The sequence below is a fragment of the Nocardioides marmoriginsengisoli genome (genome assembly GCF_003725695.1).
In the GTDB taxonomy this organism is placed as follows: Bacteria; Actinomycetota; Actinomycetes; order Propionibacteriales; family Nocardioidaceae; genus Marmoricola; species Marmoricola marmoriginsengisoli.
Genome location: NZ_RJSE01000009.1, coordinates 463,518 through 480,495, shown reverse-complemented (window position 1 = coordinate 480,495; position 16,978 = coordinate 463,518). Strand labels below are relative to the sequence as shown.

The window sequence follows — 16,978 nt, the reverse complement described above, 5'->3', positions numbered from 1 at the left end:
ACCGCTGCGATGCCCGCAGATCGGCACTGAAGCGATCCCGATCAGCCGTAGGTGTCCCGCGGCCCGCGGCCCTTGACCCGCAGCCGCCCACTGGTCCAGCGGGGCACGTGCGGACCGAGCACGTCGATCACCTCGATGGTGCCGTCGCCCAGCTCCTCGTTGAGTCGTCGTACGACGTTCGCAGCCAGCATCTTCATCTGCGTCGCCCAGGCCGTGGAGTCGGTGCGCACCACCAGGCGGCCCTCGACGTAGGACTCCGGGGTGACGTGCTCGGCGACCTCCTTGCCGACGATCGCCGGCCACCGGGTGAACACGCCGTGCACCCGGAGCTCGGTCTGCCAGCCCTGCTCGGTGACGAACCGGCCGAGGGTCGCGTCGAGGGTCTGCGGGTCGCGGTCGTCGGGGTGGGCCGAGCTCGACTGGACGGGGGTACGCCGCGGCGCCTTCCCCTTCCGCCGCAGCGGACCGGTCGTTCCGGCCAAGCCGCGGGCGATGCTCTTGGCCAGCTCGAGTCCGCCGTCGTCGTGCTCGGACGTCGAGGCTTTCGGGGAGCCGTCCGTGATCTCGACAGGCTCGGTCTCCGGGTCGACCGCGGGCTCGAGCTCCGGCTCGACCTCCGGGTCCGGGGTCCCGTCACTCATCCAAGGTCACCTCCCCGCCGGCGACGATGAAGCGACGACCGCGGAGCTGTTCGGGGATGTCCTCGGGAACCGCCGCGGTGATCAGCACCTGCTCCGCATCGGCGACCAGGTCGGCGAGCTGGGCACGCCGGCCGGAGTCGAGCTCGGCGAACACGTCGTCGAGGATCAGCACCGGGTCGTCACCACTGGCACGGAGCAGGTCGTAGGAGGCCAGCCGCAGCGCCAGCGCGAACGACCAGGATTCGCCGTGGCTGGCGTAGCCCTTCACCGGCAGGTCGCCGAGCCCGAGCAGCAGGTCGTCGCGGTGCGGGCCGACCAGGGTCAGGCCGCGCTCGAGCTCGTCGGCGCGGCGGCGGCCGAGCTCGTCGAGCAGCTGCTGCTCCAGCGGTACGTCGGGGACCAGGTCCAGGCTCGGCTTGTAGTCCACCGTGGTGTCGTCGCGCCGCGCGCCGCGGGCCACCGCTTCGTACGCCTTCCCGATCAGCGGGGCGAGGTCGGCGACGAGCTGGAGACGGCGGCGCAGGATCTCGGCGCCGAGCTCGGAGAGCCGGGAGTCCCAGACCGCCAGCGTGGAGAGCAGGGTCTCGTCGGCGTCGCGGGCGCGCCGGTTGGTCCGAGCCGTCTTCAGGAGCGAGTTGCGCTGCTTGAGCACCCGCTCGTAGTCGGCACGGATCCCCGCGAAGCGGGGCGAGATCTGGACGAGGAGGTCGTCGGCGAACTTCCGGCGCTCCGACGGGTCCCCCTTCACCAGGGAGAGGTCGTCGGGGGCGAACACCACGGTACGGACCAGGCCGAGGAGCTCCTTCGCCTTCGGGAGCGGCGACTTGTTGATCCGGGCCCGGTTCGACTTGCCGGGGTTGATCTCGATCTCCAGCACCGCACGGCGCTCGTCACGGATCACCGCGGCCCGGACGATCGCCTGCTGGGCGCCTTGGCGGACCAGCGGCGCGTCCGACGCAACCCGGTGCGAGGAGAGGCTCGACAGGTAGTCGATCGCCTCGACCAGGTTGGTCTTGCCCTGGCCGTTGCGGCCGACGAAGGCGGTGACCCCCGGACCGATCTCGACCTCGACGGCGGGATACGAACGGAAGTCGTGCAGGGAGAGGTGGGCGACGTACATCGCTACGCGCTGGCGGCGTCTCCGCCGGCCGGCGGCTCGGTGTGCAGCGCGTGACCGCCGAACTGGTTGCGCATCGCCGCGATCGCCTTCATCGCCGGGCTGTCGTCCTGGCGCGAGACGAACCGGGCGTAGAGCGCGGCCGTGATCGCGGGTGTCGCGACGGCGTGCTCGATGCCGGCCTCGACCGTCCACCGACCCTCACCGGAATCGTCGGCGTAGCCGCGGATCCCCTCGAGGCCGGGCTTCTCGTCGAGGGCAGCGACCAGCAGGTCGAGCAGCCACGACCGGATGACCGTGCCCTCCTTCCAGGAGCGGAAGACCTCGGTGACGTTCTCGACCAGGTCGACCGTCTCGAGGAGCTCCCAGCCCTCGGCGTAGGACTGCATGATCGCGTACTCGATGCCGTTGTGAACCATCTTGGAGAAGTGCCCGGCGCCGACCTTGCCGGCGTGCACCCAGCCGTACTCGCCCGCCGGCTTCAACGCATCGAACGCCGGCTGCACCTTGGCGATGTCGGCAGCACTGCCGCCGGCCATCAGCGCGTAGCCGTTCTCCAGCCCCCAGACGCCGCCGGATACACCGCAGTCCACGAACCCGATGCCCTTCGCGGCCAGCAGCTCGGCGTGCCGAAGGTCCTCGGTCCAGCGCGAGTTGCCGCCGTCGACGACGAGGTCGCCCTCACCGAGCAGTCCGTTCAGCGCGACCACGGTGTCGTCGGTCGGACCGCCGGCCGGAACCATCACCCAGACGACCTTGGGACTCGGCAGCGCCGCGACCAGCTCCTCGAGGCTGGCCGCGTCCGAGACCTCCGGGTTGCGGTCGAACCCGGTGACCGTGTGGCCGGCGTTGCGCAACCGGGTGCGCATGTTGCCGCCCATCTTGCCGAGGCCGACGAGTCCGAGGTGCATGCGCTGCGTCCTTTCGGTCAGGAGAGCAGGCGGCGAGGCATCAGGAGGTACTTGAAGGTCGAGTCGGTCGCGTCGCCGGAAGACTCCAACGTGTCCACTCCCGAGAGTACGACGGGCTTGGCCGACGTGGTGAAGGCCAGCTCCACGAACGGGGTCTCCAGGGCCGTCAGTCCGTCGAGCAGGAACTGCGGGTTGAAGCCGGTGGTCAGGTCGTCACCGGTGATGTTGGCCTCGATCGACTCGCTCGCCATCGCCTCCTCGCCGGACCCGGCGTCGAGGGTGAGGACCCCGTCGGCGAACGCCAGCTGGACGGCGGTGTTGCGCTCGGCGACCAGGGCGACCCGCTTCACCGCGTCGATCAGCACCGAGCGGTCGACCCGCGCCAGGGTGAGGTGCTCGCTCGGGAAGAGGGACCGGACCTTGGGGAACTCGCCGTCGAGCAACCGGGTCGTCGTACGACGGATGCCGCCGCCGGCGGAACCCTCGAAGCCGATGATGCCTTCACCGGCGCCGGAGGCGGAGAGGGCGATCGCGATCTCGGCACCCCCGGTCAGCGACTTGGCGGTATCGGCGAGGACCTTCGCCGGCACCAGCGCGGCGGCCGACAGATCGGGTGCGCCCGGCTCCCACTCGAGCTCGCGCTGGGAGAGCCGGAAGCGGTCGGTGGCGAGCATCGAGATCGAGCTGCCGTCGAGCTCCAGCCGGACACCGGTCAGCACCGGCAGCATGTCGTCCCGGCCGGCGGCGGTGACCGCCTGGCCGACGGCGTGGGCGAACAGCTCGCTCTTGACCCGGCCGCGGGCTTCCGGCATCGGCGGCAGCGACGGGTAGTCCTCGACCGGCATGGTCTGCAGGCTGAACCGCGCCGAACCGCAGGTCAGGGTGACCTTCGCGCCCTCGATCGACATCTCGACCGGCTTGTTCGGCAGGCTGCGGCAGATGTCGGCGAGGAGCCGACCGGAGACCAGGGCCCGGCCCTCGATCGAGACGTCGGCGTTCAAGGTGGCCCGCGCGGAGGTCTCGTAGTCGAAGGTGGACAGCTGCAGGCCGTCCGTCCCGTCGATGTTCCCGGCTTCGATCAGCAGGCCGGCGAGGACAGGTGCGCTGGGACGCAAGGGGAGAGCGCGGGCCGTCCATGCAACGGCATCAGCGAGAACATCGCGCTCGACGCGGAACTTCACGGGTGTTGCCTCCTGCGGGTCTACCTCAAGGTTGAGGACTCATGCCTGGGACGGGTCCCTGGGACTGGGCATCCTGCCACGCTCGTGTTTCACCCGGGAGGTTGTCCCCAAGTCGAGTCGGTCCCGGTTGTGGCGCGGCGAAGGATGAATTAGTAGATCTAGTCGTAGTAGTAGGGCCGGTGGATTCTGTGGATAACCCAGATAACTGCAGGTCACCGACAGTTTTGTGATCCACGAGGGCTGTGGATCTCCGGTGGTGGAACGACACGTTCCTGTGGTTCCAGGAGGTGGTTGTGCACGGTCTTGTCCGCTTCTCCACAGTGAGTCCCCAGGCTGTCCACCGGAATCGACCCGGTGAACCACAGGAATTCACGGTGGTTCCTACGGCTGCTTGGCTTGCTGCTTGATCCGCATGGTGAGCTCGTTGACCGTCTTGTAGGTGGTCTGGCGCTCGGCCAGGTCCTTGCGGATCCGTCGTTCGGCGTTCATCACGGTGGTGTGGTCGCGGCCGCCGAACTGCTGGCCGATCTTCGGGAGCGAGAGGTCGGTCAGCTCGCGACACAGGTACATCGCGATCTGGCGGGCCGTCACCAGGGCACGGGTCCGGCTCGGGCCGCAGAGGTCCTCGATGCTGAACGAGTGGTACGACGCGGTCTGCGCGATGATCAGCCCGGCGGTCACCTGCGGCTCGCCGCCCTCGGGGATCAGGTCCTTGAGCACGATCTCCGCCAGGGTCATGTCGACCTCCTGGTGGTTGATGCTCGCGAAGGCGGTCACCCGGATCAGCGCACCCTCGAGCTCGCGGATGTTGGTCTGGATCCGGCTGGCGATGAACTCGAGCACGTCGGCCGGCGCGTGCAGGCGATCGGCCGCGGCCTTCTTGCGCAGGATCGCGATCCGGGTCTCGAGGTCGGGCGGCTGGACGTCGGTGAGCAGACCCCACTCGAACCGGTTCCGCAACCGGTCCTCGAGCTGGGTCAGTCGCTTCGGCGGCCGATCCGAGCTGATCACGATCTGCTTGTTGGCGTTGTGCAGCGTGTTGAAGGTGTGGAAGAACTCCTCCTGCGTCTGCTGCTTGCCTTCCAGGAACTGGATGTCGTCGATCAGGAGCACGTCGACGTCGCGGTACCGGCGCTGCAGTGCCGCCGTGTTCGCGTCCTTGATCGCGTTGATCACGTCGTTGGTGAACGCCTCCGAGGAGACGTACCGGATCTTCGCCCCGGTGTAGAGGCTCCGGACGTAGTGGCCGATCGCGTGCAGCAGGTGGGTCTTGCCGAGACCGGAGTCGCCGTAGACCAGCAACGGGTTGTAGGCCTTGCCGGGTGCCTCGGCGACGGCGACGGCCGCGGCGTGGGCGAACCGGTTGGACGAGCCGATGACGAAGGTCTCGAAGGTGTACCGCGGGTTCAGCGGGCTGTCCGGGATGCCCGTGGTCAACGACGTGCTGCCCTGGATGTTTGTCGACAAAGCACCTTGTTGATTAAACGATGTATTGATGTTCGGTGCCTGGTCGAACGCGGTGGCCGGTTCGACGTCCTCGACCGGTGCGTCCGCAGTGATCGCCAGCTGCGGGTCGTTGGTCTCGTCGGTGGCCAGCGAGTCGTCGACGCTCACGGCGATCCGGATCGGCCGGTTGAGGCTGTCGCTGAGCGCGTCCTCGAGACGGGTGCGGAGCCGGCCCTCGAGCTGGGTCCTGGTGAACTCGTTGGGGACGGCGATGACGGCGGTCGACTCGGCGAGCATCACCGGCTTGCTCGTGGCCAACCAGACGCGCTGGTTCGGAGCAAGGCTGTCGAGGATGGTCGGCCAGAGGGCGTCCAGCTCCCGATTGGCTGATCCACCGGTGTTCGTCGAACCGGTGCCTGCTGCTGAATCCACGTGCGCCTCGTGCTCCCTCGTCCTGGTTGTCCGATCCACACCTTTGTCCACAGGTTGTGCAGGGTGCGCGAGCATGAAATTGAGTGGTGAACTCAGCGTTTTCAGGCGGGTCGGTGTGCGAACTTAACAACTGATGCCGTCGGCGATCAACTGGTCGTCCACAGGTTTCGTCGTTTTCCCGGCGTGTCGCTGCGCGCCTAGGCGTACTCAGGGTGCATAGTCGCCTCTTTTGACCGGGCCTTGGGGCTCCGTGTCATTCTGCGAATTGACCGTCCAATCGGATGCCGCGTACCGTGGGAAGGTCGATACCGGTTCGACCGGTGCCGCATGTCCACGATCGGACCCAGTTCTGGGTTCTGCCGCGCGGGCAGGCGGTGCCAGTCGAGCTGCTGGATATCCGTACCGGATCTCCGGCCGACTGGCGACGTTCTGCGTCGTGCGACCCGGTAGTAGACACGTGTCACTGGGCACTTCCCAGCAGTATCCCCAACAGAAGCGCGTGGAGATCTTCATGAGCAAGCGTACGTACCAGCCGAACAACCGTCGCCGTCACAAGGTGCACGGCTTCCGTCTCCGGATGCGGACCCGCGCGGGTCGCGCGATCCTGTCCTCGCGCCGCCGCAAGGGTCGCAGCAGCCTCGCGGTCTGAGCTCCTGCTGACCTGAGGTGCTGCCCTCGAACAACCGTCTGACCACTGCCGAAGGATTTCGGCACGTGGTCCGCCGGGGCCGCCGTGCCGGCGGTCCCTTGATGGTGGTGCACCTGGTGGAGCCGAATGTCGACAAAGCGATAAGTTCACCCACTCAGGTGGGGTTCGTCGTCGCGAAGTCGGTCGGCCCCGCCGTGACCCGGAACCGCGTGAAGCGCCGGCTCCGGCACCTGGTGCGGGAGCGGATCGATTCGCTCCCGGTCGGCAGCATGCTCGTGGTCCGGGCGCTCCCGCCGTCAGCCGATGCAGATTCGCGGGCTCTTTCCGTCGAACTCGATCGTTGTCTGGGTCGAGCATGAGGGAGGGATGGATGCGGTTCTCGCCTCTGAGGTGGATCCTCATCGGTCTCCTCAAGGGCTACCGGTTCGCGATCAGCCCCCTCTACGGCCAGGTCTGCCGCTACCACCCGACCTGCTCGGCGTACGCGCTCGAAGCGGTCTCGGTGCACGGCGGGATCAAGGGCAGCTGGCTGGCCGTACGTCGAGTTGCCTCGTGCCACCCGTGGGCGGCCGGCGGGTACGACCCGGTGCCTGCGAAGGCGACCAAGGCCCGCACCCAGCACGACCACAGCGAACTTTCGATCGACATGACCCCAGCGTCCGCTGGGTCCGTGAACACGACTCAAGGAGTCTGAGTGGGTTTCCTCGGCGATATCGGCAGCTTCATCATGACGCCGCTGTACTACGTGGTGTCGGTGGTCCTGGTCGGCTGGCACGAGCTCTGGGGCTCGGTCTTCGGGCCGGAGTCCGGCGTCTCCTGGGCACTCTCGATCGTCGGCCTGACGCTGGTGATCCGGGCCGCGCTGATCCCGCTGTTCGTCAAGCAGATCAAGTCCAGCCGGAACATGCAGCTGCTCCAGCCCAAGGTCAAGGAGCTGCAGAAGAAGTACGGCCACGACCGTGAGCGCCTGACCCAGGAGACGATGGCGCTCTACAAGGACACCGGGACCAACCCGTTCTCCTCCTGCCTGCCACTGATCGTGCAGATGCCGATCTTCCTCGCGCTCTTCCGGCTGCTGGACCAGGCGGCCAAGAAGGGCAACGGCCACGGTGTCCTGAGTGACGACCGCGCCAAGCAGCTCGCTGACGCGAAGCTCTTCGGCGGCGAGATCTCCTCGACGTTCCTGAACTCGGACGGCAACTCCACGGTTCAGATCATCGCGATCATCCTGGTGCTGGCGATGACCGCCACCACCTTCCTCACCCAGCGCCAGCTGATGAGCAAGAACATGCCGGCCGACGCGCTGTCCGGTCCGTACGCCCAGCAGCAGAAGCTCCTCCTCTACGTGCTGCCGCTGGTCTTCGCTGTCGGCGGTATCGCGTTCCCGATCGGCGTTCTCCTGTACTGGACGACGTCGAACCTGTGGACGATGGGCCAGCAGTTCTACGTGATCCGGAACAACCCGGCTCCCAACACCGAGGCCGCCCGCGCCAAGCAGCTGCGGGACGAAGCCAAGGCGAAGGCCAAGGGCCTGCCTGCTCCCGGCGCCGACAGCGCCGTTGCGGTGGAGGAGCCCGTGGTGGACCGCCGGCCGTCTCAGCGTCAGCAGCCCAAGAAGCAGTCCCGCCAGCAGCGCCGTGCGCAGGCACCCAAGAACCCATCGCCGCAGGGCGACAGCACCGAGCAGGGAGATTCCGAATGAGCGAGACCACTGACACCGAGACCCTGGCCGACGACGTCGCTGTGGACGAGACCGTCGTCGACGTCGAGGCCACCGACCAGGGCTCCGAGCGTCTTCCCCGGGTGAAGCGCCTCGAGCAGGAAGGTGAGATCGCGGCCGACTACCTCGAGGAGCTCCTGGAGATCGCCGACCTCGACGGCGACCTGGACATGGACGTCGAGGGTGACCGCGCCACCGTCTCCATCGTGGGAGCGAACCTGCCGCAGCTGGTCGGTGACAACGGCGAGGTGCTGGACGCGCTCCAGGAGTTGACCCGGCTGGCGGTCTACCGGGAGACAGGTGAGCGGTCTCGGCTGATGCTCGATGTCTCCGGCCACCGGGCTGCCCGCCGGGCGGCGCTGGAGGAGCAGGCGGCGAAGGTCGTGGCGGAGGTCCAGGAGTCCGGCGAGTCCGTGACTCTGGAGCCGATGTCCCCGTTCGAGCGCAAGGTCGTCCACGACGCGGTGGCCGCCGCCGGTCTCAAGTCCGAGTCCGAAGGCGTCGAGCCGCGTCGCTGCGTGGTGGTCCTCCCCGCTTGATGCGGTGTTTCACGTGAAACCAACGGATCCCGATACCTCGAACTCACCCTCCGCGCCGGACGTGGCGCGGAGGGTGTTTTCGCAATCCCTCCCCACAGCCGAGGCGTACGCCGAGCTGCTGGCGACCGATGGAATCGTCCGGGGGTTGATCGGGCCGCGTGAGGTTCCGCGTCTCTGGGATCGGCACCTGCTCAACTGCGCGGTCGTGACCGACGCCGTCGACCAGGGTGCCTCGGTGTGCGACATCGGCTCCGGAGCCGGCCTCCCAGGACTGGTGATGGCGATCCGGCGTCCTGATCTGATGGTCACGCTCGTCGAGCCCCTGCTCCGGCGGACGACCTTCCTCGAGGAGGCGGTCGGGATCCTCGCGCTCAAGAACGTCCGGGTACGCCGCGGTCGCGCCGAGGACTTGCATGGCGTGGCGACCTTCGACGTAGTCACGTCGAGGGCGGTTGCGCCCATGGATCGGCTGAGCCGGTGGTCTTTGCCGCTGGTGAGGTCTGGCGGGTCGTTCCTAGCCATGAAAGGCTCCTCTGCGGAGACCGAGGTCGCGGATGCAGCCAAGGTCATCGGCAAGGAGAAGGGTCAGGTCCAAGGCGTCATCGAACTCGGCACAGGCCTCCTGGAGACCCCGGTGCGCGTGGTCCGGATCGTCAAGCGATGACCGGATCACCCCTGTTCGAGCGAATCCGCCCTGGCATCACCCGGGGAGTTATCCACCGACTTTGACGGACCGCCGAGCGGGACTGTCCACAGATCCAACCAAGTTATCCACAGGCCCTCGGGTCTGTTTCACGTGAAACATTGCCTCAGGAGTCCTGTTGAACGAGAAGGAAGGCGTGGCCGAATCGGACCACGTTGCACCGTCGTCAGTACCGCCGTCCGTACGAACCGCCGCGGATCTCGACGCCGCTCCGACGGCGTACGGAGACCAGACGACTCCGCTCGCCCGTGCTATCGAGGCCGAGCTGCGCGCGCGGGAGAGCGTCAACTTCCAGGACCCCTTGCCCCGGCCGGCGGCCACCCGGGTCATGGTCGTCGCCAACCAGAAGGGTGGCGTCGGCAAGACGACGTCGACCGTCAACCTTGCGGTGGCGCTCGCCCAGGGCGGGCAGCGAGTGCTCGTCGTCGACCTGGACCCTCAGGGCAACGCGTCAACTGCTCTGGCTGTCGACCACCGGCGGGGGACTCCGTCGTCCTACGACATGCTGGTGGACGGGATGCCGCTCGCGGACGCCGTGCAGCAGCACCCGGACCTTCCGGGCCTGTTCGTCGTCCCGGCCACCATCGACCTCGCCGGCGCGGAGATCGAGTTGGTCAGCGTGGTGGCCCGCGAATCGCGGCTCAAGAAGGCGTTGGCGGCGTACCCGTTGATCGGCAGCCAGGACGAGGACCGTCTTGACTACGTCCTGATCGACTGCCCGCCCTCTCTCGGGCTGCTCACCCTGAACGCGCTGGTCGCCGGTGTCGAGATGCTGATCCCGATCCAGGCCGAGTACTACGCGCTCGAGGGGCTGGGCCAGCTGATCGAGACCGTCGAGATGGTCAAGCAGCACCTCAACCACGAGCTGTCGATCAGCACGATCCTGATCACGATGTACGACGCCCGCACCAACCTCGCGGCCGGTGTCGCCGAGGAGGTCCGGGAGCACTTCAAGGACCAGGTACTGCGAACCGCCATCCCGCGGTCGGTGCGCGTCTCCGAGGCGCCCAGCTACGGCCAGAGCGTGATGACATACGATCCGGGATCTCCGGGAGCGCTCAGCTACCTGGAGGCGGCGCGCGAGATGGCGATCAAGGGAGCAAGTGCATGAGTGAGAAGCGGCGTGGACTCGGGCGCGGACTGGGATCGCTGATCCCGACCCAGCCCGAGCCGACGGAGCAGGAAGCAGCCGCAGGGGCGGTGGCCGTGGCCCAGCCCCAGGAGACCGTCGCCGGCGCCTACTTCGCCGAGCTGCCGATCAGCGCGATCCGGCCCAACACCAAGCAGCCGCGCCAGGTCTTCGACGAGGAGGCGATGGCGGAGCTCGTCCACTCCATCAAGGAGGTCGGCCTGCTGCAGCCGATCGTCGTCCGCACCGTGGGCGACGGGCAGTACGAGCTGATCATGGGGGAGCGGCGCTGGCGCGCCACCACCGAAGCGGGGCTGACCGCGATCCCGGCGATCGTCCGCCAGACCGAAGACGACGACATGCTCCGGGATGCGTTGCTGGAGAACCTGCACCGGTCTCAGCTCAACGCACTGGAGGAGGCGGCCGCCTACCAGCAGCTCCTCGACGACTTCGGGTGCACCCACGAGGAGCTCTCGACCCGGATCGGCCGCAGCCGTCCGCAGATCAGCAACACGCTCCGGCTGCTGAAGCTCTCGCCCGCGGTCCAGCGCCGGGTCGCCGCCGGCGTGCTCTCGGCCGGCCACGCTCGGGCCCTTCTCGGTGTGACCGACGCGGGTGCTCAGGACCGGCTCGCCAGTCGGGTCGTGGCGGAGGGAATCTCGGTCCGCGGCCTCGAGGAGATCGTCGCGGTCGGTGGTGGCAGTGATGACGGCGAGACCGTTCGGTTCAAGGCGAACCGTCCGACGGCGCCGGGACTGGCCGAGCTCAACGACCGGCTGTCGGATCGCCTGGACACCCGGGTGAAGGTGGCGATGGGGAAGTCGAAGGGCCGGATCACGATCGAGTTCGCCTCGCTCGGCGACCTCCAGCGGATCGTCGGTGTGATCGATCCCCGCAACCGTGACGACAGGCCTATCTAGTACTTAAGCGACTTATCAATAAGTCGACAAAGCAATAGATAACTCTAGAGATCCAGTGCGAAAGCGCAGGTCAGAGGCTCGTCAGGAGCTCTTACGCTTCTTCGCGGCCTTCCGCTCCGCACGCAGGCGACGTTCCTCGGCGTACATCGCGGCCGCCTCCTCGGGGGTCGGAGCCGAGCCGCCGTACGAGGCCGGCAGCCACCAGGAGCCCGGGGGCTGCTCCTCCTGCGGGTGGCTGCGGATCAGCCGGTCGAGCATCGCCTGCATCCGGGTCTGGAGCTCGGCGGTGACCTGGTTGGCGTTGTCCTCGGGCTTCGGGTGCAGCGGCTCGCCGACCTCGATCCCGACCGTCTTGTGGCGCTTGAAGTCGCGCGGCTTGCCCTTCGTCAGGAAGCGCTGGGTGCCCCAGACGACGATCGGGACCAACGGGACGCCGGCATCCGCGGCGATCCGGACCGCACCCGTCTTCAAGGGCTGCAGCTCGAAGCTCTGCGAGATGGTGCCCTCGGGGAAGATCCCGACCAGCTCGCCGGCGTCGAGGTACTCGCGCGCCTTCGCCATGCCCTGCTGGCCGGCACCCCGGTCGATCGCGATGTGGTGGAACGACCGCATCACCGGACCGCCGATCGCGTGGTCGAAGATCTCCTTCTTCGCCATGAACCGGGTGAGCCGGCCGCGCTCGACGCCGGGGAAGCCGGCCATCACGTAGTCCACGAACGAGAGGTGGTTCACCGCGAGCAGCGCACCGCCCTTCTCGGGGATGTTCTCGATCCCGGTCATCCGGATGTCGATGGCCCCGACCTTGAACCAGGTCTTGGCGGCCGCGATGACGACCGGGTAGCTGAGATCTCGCATGGGCGAACCCTACGGGAGGACCGTTCACGGGCAGATATCCCCAGGCGACGGCGGTCGGCGATCTGCCAGACTTGCCCCATGCGCCCCATCGTCCAGAGCCGCAAGCTCCAACACGTCCGGTACGACGTCCGCGGTCCGATCCTGGTCGAGGCACAGCGCCTGGAGGCCGAGGGTCACAAGATCCTCAAGCTCAACATCGGCAACCCGGCGCCGTTCGGCTTCGAGGCGCCGGAGGCGATCGTCGCGGACATGATCCACAACCTGCCGGACGCGCAGGGGTACTCCGACTCCCGCGGGATCTACTCGGCGCGGACGGCCGTCGCCCAGTACTACCAGGGCCGCGGCCTGACCGACACCCAGGTCGACGACGTCTTCATCGGCAACGGTGTCTCCGAGCTGATCACGTTGGTGCTGCAGGCGTTCCTGGACGACGGCAACGAGATCCTGGTGCCGGCTCCGGACTACCCGCTGTGGACCGGCGCCGTGACGCTCTCCGGCGGCACCCCGGTGCACTACCGGTGCGACGAGGAGAACGGCTGGAACCCGGACCTCGAGGACATCGAATCGAAGATCACCCCGAACACCCACGGGATCGTGATCATCAACCCCAACAACCCCACCGGCGCGGTCTACAGCGAGGAGACCGTGAAGGGTCTGATCGACATCGCCCGCCGGCACGAGCTCGTCGTCTTCAGCGACGAGATCTACGAGAAGATCCTCTTCGACGACGCGGTGCACCACCACAGCGCCACCTACGCCGGCGAGGACGTCCTCTGCCTGACCTTCAGCGGCCTCTCCAAGGCCTACCGGGTCTGCGGCTACCGGGCGGGCTGGGTGATGGTCTCCGGGCCCAAGCACATGGCGTCGGACTTCCTCGAGGGCCTGACCCTGCTGGCGAACATGCGGATGTGCTCCAACGTCCCCGCCCAGCACGCGATCCAGACCGCGCTCGGCGGGTACCAGTCGGTGAACGAGTACATCGTGCCGGGCGGGCGCTTCTACGAGCAGGCCAAGGCGGCGACCGCGATGCTCAACGAGATCGACGGAGTCACCTGCGTCGAGCCGAGGGGAGCGCTCTACTGCTTCCCCAAGCTGGACACCGAGATGTTCGGCATCGACGACGACGAGAAGTTCGTGATCGAGCTGCTCCGGGCCAAGAAGATCCTGGTCACCCACGGCACCGGGTTCAACTGGTTCGAGCCGGACCACTTCCGGCTGGTGACGCTGCCGGACATGGACCAGCTCACCGAGGGCATCGGGCGGATCGCCGACTTCCTGAGCACATTGCGACGGTAGCGTCGACGTACCATCGGTGCTGTGGCACGGAAGGTCGACCGGCTCACGCTCGACAACCTGGGCAGCCTGCCCGGGCACGGAGCCACGTGCACGTTCTGGGAGCTCGAACCCGTACGGCGCGGTCGGATCCGCGGCCACGAGGCCGAGGAGAAGGCCGCCTGGCTGTCGGGGATGCTCCGCGACTGGGGATCCGTCGGCCGGGTCGTCTCGGTGGACGGCGTGCCAGCCGGGCACGTGATCTGGGCGCCCGCCCTGCACCTTCCCGGTGGCGACGGGTTCGCGACTGCGCCGGTGAGCACCGACGCGGTCCTGCTCGGTGAGCTGTACGTCGACGACGAGTTCCGCGGCCAGGGCCTCGGCCGGGTGCTGATCCAGTCGATGGCCAAGGACCTGATCAAGCACGGCGGGATCGGCGCGGTGGAGACCTTCGGCGCGCACCGGCCCCGTGCCGACGTCTGCGTGCTTCCCGTGGACTTCCTCCTCGCGGTCGGGTTCAAGACGCACCGCGGCCACCCGCGCTACCCGCGGATGCGGATGGACCTGCGGAGCACGATCACCTGGCGCGAGGAGTTCGAGGTCGCAGCCGGGCGTCTGCTCGAGGTGGTGAAACGACCCGCGAGGCAACCCGCCCCGCACCCGTCCCCGCGCGGCGTGCCGTTCCGTGAGGCGGGCGGTTCAGCGACGCGCGGTCTGCTCAGTGCGGAAGGTCCGCGCCCCGGGGCGACCCCAGGGCCTGTCGGAGCTCGCTGACCCGGAGCACGCCGGTGTGCGCGTCGGTCTCCGGGCTCAGGTAGAACCGCTGCACCGCGACCACGACCGCCTCGGCCAGGACGTCGCGGAAGCCCGGGTCCGCCAGCCGCCGGGCATCGCCGGTGTTGGAGAGGTAGCCGGCGTCCAGCTGCACCGCCGGCATCCGGGTCCGGCGCAGGAAGTCCCAGGCCTTGGCGTGGCAGCGCAGGTCCACCAGATCGGTACGCGCGACGATCTCGCGCTGGACGAGGCTGGCGAACCGCTCGCCGGTCGAGGAGCGGGTGTGGTGCTTCTCCGAGCCGAAGAAGTACGTCGCGACGCCGCAGGCATCGGGGTTGGTGGAGGCGTCGACCGCCAGCGAGATCGACAGGTGCGCATTCGCCCGGTTGGCGAAGGCGGCCCGCTCGACCTCTTCGATGACCTCGGCGTCCACGGCGACCGCTCGGTGCCGACCGGCCCGTGACGCGGTCAGGAAGGCCTGGACGCCGGTGGCGACCAGACGGCCCTCGATCCGGGCCGCGAGGTCGTGCACGATCTCCGCCGCGGCTTCGGCGTACTCGGGCGGCAGGTGCTGTCCGGGGGACGGGTCGATCACCACGATCTTGCCGCCGAGCTGCGGCCCCGCGTTGCGGATCCGCTCCTGGGCGCGCATCGCGTTCGGGGCGCCGCCGCTCACCATCGGCGCGAGCTGGGCGAGCTGGCGGAGCGTGAACGGACCGCAGGTGCCGTCCGCCGGGATGCCGACGTTGCGCTGGAAGTCGCGCAGCCCGGCCTCGGTCTCGGCGCCGAAGTAGCCGTCGACCCGGCCCACCTTGAAGCCGAGCTCGAGCAGGCGTCGCTGCAACGCGAAGACGTCGTCCCCGGCCATCAGGTTGCCGGGCAGGTGGGTCAGGATCCGGTCACCGAGGTTCCAGCGGGCCTCGTCGAGGCGGCGGAAGGTCGCCGTACCGACGACGCCGTCGACGTGCAGGCCGCGCTGCTGCTGGAAGGTACGAACGGCCAGCTCGACCCGGTCGTCGTACGACGCGGGGAGGTCGGTTCCGTCGATCAGACCGAGGTGGGCGAGCAGGCCGACGATCTGCGTGACTGCGGGACCCGTGTCACCAGTGCCGACGATCGTGCTCACGCAGTACTCCCCTCTCGACTGGTGGCAACCGCCGAAGACTTCCCGGTCGCAGGACAACTGAAACAGATCGCGCGCCCGGAGCACCAGTCCGATACCGGATCGGGGCTCCGAGCGCGCGCGGGATGGTGCGGGGCGACGCTCAGCCGAGGATGTCGGCCAGCTCGCGGAGCAGGGCAGCCTTGGGCTTGGCGCCGACGATCTGCTTCACGACCTCGCCGTTCTGGTACACGTTGAGCGTCGGGATGCCGGTCACGCGGTACGTCGCCGGGGTCACCGGGTTCTCGTCGACGTTCAACTTCACCAGGCGGATCTTGCCCTCGTTCTCAGCGGCGATCTCGTCCAGGATCGGGGCGACCTGGCGGCACGGACCGCACCACTCGGCCCAGAAGTCGACCAGCACGGGGGTTTCCGACTTGAGCACCTCGGCCTCGAAGTCGGCGTCGGTGACGGCCTGAAGGTTGGCCATGGTTGCTCCTCGTTGTCTCGGATGGGGCTTGCTCTGATTGAACACGCGAGCGGCGACAAATCTTCCGTCCTGCGCCACCGAAGATCAGTGTCGCGACGGGGCCGCTTCAGACTGTAGCCGGGACCGCGGTCGCCGAGGCGTGCTCGAGGTCGGCCAGGTAGCGCTCGGCGTCCAGGGCGGCCGCGCAGCCGCTGCCGGCGGCGGTGATCGCCTGGCGGTACGTGTGGTCGACCAGGTCGCCGCAGGCGAAGACACCGGGCAGGTTGGTCCGGGTGCTGCGCCCCTCGGCGAGGACGTAGCCCTCGTCGTCGAGGTCGACCTGGCCGGGCAGCAGCTCGGAGCGCGGGTCGTGGCCGATCGCGATGAACAGCCCGGTGGCGTCGAGCTCGCGGGTCTCGCCGGTGACGGTGTCCTTCAGGGTCACGCCGGTGAGCTTCTCGTCGCCGTGGATGGTCTCGACCGCGGAGTTCCAGGCGATCTCGATCTTCGGGTCGGCGAACGCGCGCTCGGCCATGATCTTCGAGGCCCGCAGCTCGTCGCGCCGCACGATCAGGGTGACCTTGGACCCGAACCGGGACAGGAAGGTGGCCTCCTCGACGGCCGAGTCGCCGCCGCCGACCACGGCGATGTGCTGCTCGCGGAAGAAGAAGCCGTCGCAGGTCGCGCACCAGGAGACGCCGTGGCCGGAGAGCCGGTCCTCGTCGGGGTTGCCGAGCTTCTTGTAGCCCGAGCCCATCGCGAGGATGACGGCCTTCGCGGTGAAGGTGCCCTCCTCGGTCTTGACGACCTTGATGTCGCCGGTGAGGTCGACCTCGATCACGTCGTCAGCGACCAGCTCGGCGCCGAAGCGCTCGGCCTGGGCGCGCATCTCGTCCATCAGCGCCGGGCCCTGGATGCCATCGCGGAAGCCGGGGAAGTTCTCCACCTCGGTGGTGTTCATCAGGGCGCCGCCGGCGGTGACCGCGCCCTCGAAGACCAGGGGCGCGAGGTTGGCGCGGGCGGCGTACACAGCGGCCGTGTAGCCGGCCGGGCCGGAGCCGATGATGATCACGTTGCGGGTCTCGGACATCTGCTGCCTGCTCTGCTAGTCGGTCTTC

General features: G+C 68.3%; 19 protein-coding genes. 10 read left to right on the top strand and 9 right to left on the bottom strand.

Annotated elements, in window-relative coordinates; all coding sequences use genetic code 11:
• Positions 1-41: 41 nt before the first annotated feature.
• From EFK50_RS20875 to dnaA, 5 genes are all read right to left on the bottom strand, one after another.
• Positions 42-641 (bottom strand): DciA family protein, encoded by a 600-nt coding sequence (locus tag EFK50_RS20875; RefSeq protein WP_123229507.1) that lies wholly within the window; start codon positions 639-641, stop codon positions 42-44.
• Positions 634-1,761, bottom strand: a complete 1,128-nt coding sequence (gene recF / locus EFK50_RS20870) for a DNA replication/repair protein RecF (RefSeq protein ID WP_123229506.1) — start codon at positions 1,759-1,761, stop codon at positions 634-636. The genes EFK50_RS20875 and recF overlap by 8 nt, the downstream gene beginning before the upstream one ends.
• 2 nt (positions 1,762-1,763) lie before the next feature.
• Positions 1,764-2,669 carry a phosphogluconate dehydrogenase (NAD(+)-dependent, decarboxylating) gene (gene gnd / locus EFK50_RS20865; protein ID WP_123229505.1) on the bottom strand — a complete coding sequence of 302 codons (906 nt, stop codon included), beginning with the start codon at positions 2,667-2,669 and terminating at the stop codon, positions 1,764-1,766.
• A gap of 17 nt (positions 2,670-2,686) precedes the next feature.
• Positions 2,687-3,850 carry a DNA polymerase III subunit beta gene (gene dnaN / locus EFK50_RS20860; RefSeq protein WP_123229504.1) on the bottom strand — a complete coding sequence of 388 codons (1,164 nt, stop codon included), beginning with the start codon at positions 3,848-3,850 and terminating at the stop codon, positions 2,687-2,689.
• Between the two features lie 381 nt (positions 3,851-4,231).
• The gene (gene dnaA, locus EFK50_RS20855) at positions 4,232-5,728 is read right to left on the bottom strand and encodes a chromosomal replication initiator protein DnaA (RefSeq protein WP_425454395.1); all 1,497 of its coding nucleotides are present in this window, start codon (positions 5,726-5,728) and stop codon (positions 4,232-4,234) included.
• A gap of 511 nt (positions 5,729-6,239) precedes the next feature.
• Here dnaA and rpmH point away from each other — a divergent pair.
• The 8 genes from rpmH (at position 6,240) to EFK50_RS20815 (ending at position 11,388) form a co-directional block, all read left to right on the top strand.
• Positions 6,240-6,377, top strand: a complete 138-nt coding sequence (gene rpmH / locus EFK50_RS20850; RefSeq protein WP_123229502.1) for a 50S ribosomal protein L34 — start codon at positions 6,240-6,242, stop codon at positions 6,375-6,377.
• A gap of 17 nt (positions 6,378-6,394) precedes the next feature.
• Positions 6,395-6,736, top strand: a complete 342-nt coding sequence (gene rnpA, locus EFK50_RS20845) for a ribonuclease P protein component (protein WP_123229501.1) — start codon at positions 6,395-6,397, stop codon at positions 6,734-6,736.
• 11 nt (positions 6,737-6,747) lie between these two features.
• On the top strand, positions 6,748-7,071 hold the full coding sequence (gene yidD / locus EFK50_RS20840; RefSeq protein ID WP_123229500.1) for a membrane protein insertion efficiency factor YidD: 324 nt from the start codon (positions 6,748-6,750) through the stop codon (positions 7,069-7,071).
• Positions 7,072-8,079, top strand: coding sequence for a membrane protein insertase YidC (gene yidC / locus EFK50_RS20835; protein WP_123229499.1), 1,008 nt, complete (start codon positions 7,072-7,074; stop codon positions 8,077-8,079).
• Entirely contained in the window at positions 8,076-8,636 is a 561-nt protein-coding gene (locus tag EFK50_RS20830) for a Jag family protein (protein WP_123229498.1), read from the top strand. The genes yidC and EFK50_RS20830 overlap by 4 nt, the downstream gene beginning before the upstream one ends.
• A 13-nt stretch (positions 8,637-8,649) precedes the next feature.
• Positions 8,650-9,300 carry a 16S rRNA (guanine(527)-N(7))-methyltransferase RsmG gene (rsmG, locus tag EFK50_RS20825; protein ID WP_123229619.1) on the top strand — a complete coding sequence of 217 codons (651 nt, stop codon included), beginning with the start codon at positions 8,650-8,652 and terminating at the stop codon, positions 9,298-9,300.
• Between the two features lie 175 nt (positions 9,301-9,475).
• Positions 9,476-10,450 carry a ParA family protein gene (locus EFK50_RS20820; protein WP_342772492.1) on the top strand — a complete coding sequence of 325 codons (975 nt, stop codon included), beginning with the start codon at positions 9,476-9,478 and terminating at the stop codon, positions 10,448-10,450.
• On the top strand, positions 10,447-11,388 hold the full coding sequence (locus tag EFK50_RS20815) for a ParB/RepB/Spo0J family partition protein (protein WP_123229497.1): 942 nt from the start codon (positions 10,447-10,449) through the stop codon (positions 11,386-11,388). Before EFK50_RS20820 ends, EFK50_RS20815 begins: the two co-directional genes overlap by 4 nt.
• An 81-nt stretch (positions 11,389-11,469) precedes the next feature.
• Here EFK50_RS20815 and EFK50_RS20810 read toward each other — a convergent pair whose 3' ends face one another.
• Positions 11,470-12,243, bottom strand: coding sequence for a lysophospholipid acyltransferase family protein (locus EFK50_RS20810; protein ID WP_123229496.1), 774 nt, complete (start codon positions 12,241-12,243; stop codon positions 11,470-11,472).
• Positions 12,244-12,321: 78 nt separating this feature from the next.
• Between EFK50_RS20810 and EFK50_RS20805 the strand changes: the two genes are divergently transcribed.
• Entirely contained in the window at positions 12,322-13,539 is a 1,218-nt protein-coding gene (locus tag EFK50_RS20805; protein ID WP_123229495.1) for a pyridoxal phosphate-dependent aminotransferase, read from the top strand.
• Positions 13,540-13,560: 21 nt separating this feature from the next.
• Complete coding sequence (locus EFK50_RS20800; RefSeq protein WP_123229494.1) at positions 13,561-14,289, top strand: GNAT family N-acetyltransferase; 729 nt, start codon at positions 13,561-13,563, stop codon at positions 14,287-14,289.
• Here the strand turns inward: EFK50_RS20800 and EFK50_RS20795 are convergent.
• The 3 genes from EFK50_RS20795 to trxB form a co-directional block, all read right to left on the bottom strand.
• Positions 14,234-15,415, bottom strand: a complete 1,182-nt coding sequence (locus tag EFK50_RS20795; protein ID WP_221177497.1) for an N-acetylmuramoyl-L-alanine amidase — start codon at positions 15,413-15,415, stop codon at positions 14,234-14,236. The genes EFK50_RS20800 and EFK50_RS20795 overlap by 56 nt on opposite strands.
• A 139-nt stretch (positions 15,416-15,554) precedes the next feature.
• A complete protein-coding gene (trxA, locus tag EFK50_RS20790) occupies positions 15,555-15,881 on the bottom strand; it encodes a thioredoxin (RefSeq protein WP_123229493.1) in 327 nt (108 codons plus the stop codon).
• A gap of 106 nt (positions 15,882-15,987) precedes the next feature.
• Complete coding sequence (gene trxB / locus EFK50_RS20785; RefSeq protein ID WP_123229492.1) at positions 15,988-16,950, bottom strand: thioredoxin-disulfide reductase; 963 nt, start codon at positions 16,948-16,950, stop codon at positions 15,988-15,990.
• Between the last annotated feature and the right edge of the window lie 28 nt (positions 16,951-16,978).

Coding starts and splice junctions, on each gene's coding strand:
- EFK50_RS20875 (WP_123229507.1), bottom strand. CDS start 641: ATGAGTGACGGGACCCCGGACCCGGAGGTCGAGCCGGAGCTCGAGCCC.
- recF (WP_123229506.1), bottom strand. CDS start 1,761: ATGTACGTCGCCCACCTCTCCCTGCACGACTTCCGTTCGTATCCCGCC.
- gnd (WP_123229505.1), bottom strand. CDS start 2,669: ATGCACCTCGGACTCGTCGGCCTCGGCAAGATGGGCGGCAACATGCGC.
- rpmH (WP_123229502.1), top strand. CDS start 6,240: ATGAGCAAGCGTACGTACCAGCCGAACAACCGTCGCCGTCACAAGGTG.
- yidD (WP_123229500.1), top strand. CDS start 6,748: ATGCGGTTCTCGCCTCTGAGGTGGATCCTCATCGGTCTCCTCAAGGGC.
- EFK50_RS20830 (WP_123229498.1), top strand. CDS start 8,076: ATGAGCGAGACCACTGACACCGAGACCCTGGCCGACGACGTCGCTGTG.
- EFK50_RS20815 (WP_123229497.1), top strand. CDS start 10,447: ATGAGTGAGAAGCGGCGTGGACTCGGGCGCGGACTGGGATCGCTGATC.
- EFK50_RS20810 (WP_123229496.1), bottom strand. CDS start 12,243: ATGCGAGATCTCAGCTACCCGGTCGTCATCGCGGCCGCCAAGACCTGG.
- EFK50_RS20805 (WP_123229495.1), top strand. CDS start 12,322: ATGCGCCCCATCGTCCAGAGCCGCAAGCTCCAACACGTCCGGTACGAC.
- trxA (WP_123229493.1), bottom strand. CDS start 15,881: ATGGCCAACCTTCAGGCCGTCACCGACGCCGACTTCGAGGCCGAGGTG.
- trxB (WP_123229492.1), bottom strand. CDS start 16,950: ATGTCCGAGACCCGCAACGTGATCATCATCGGCTCCGGCCCGGCCGGC.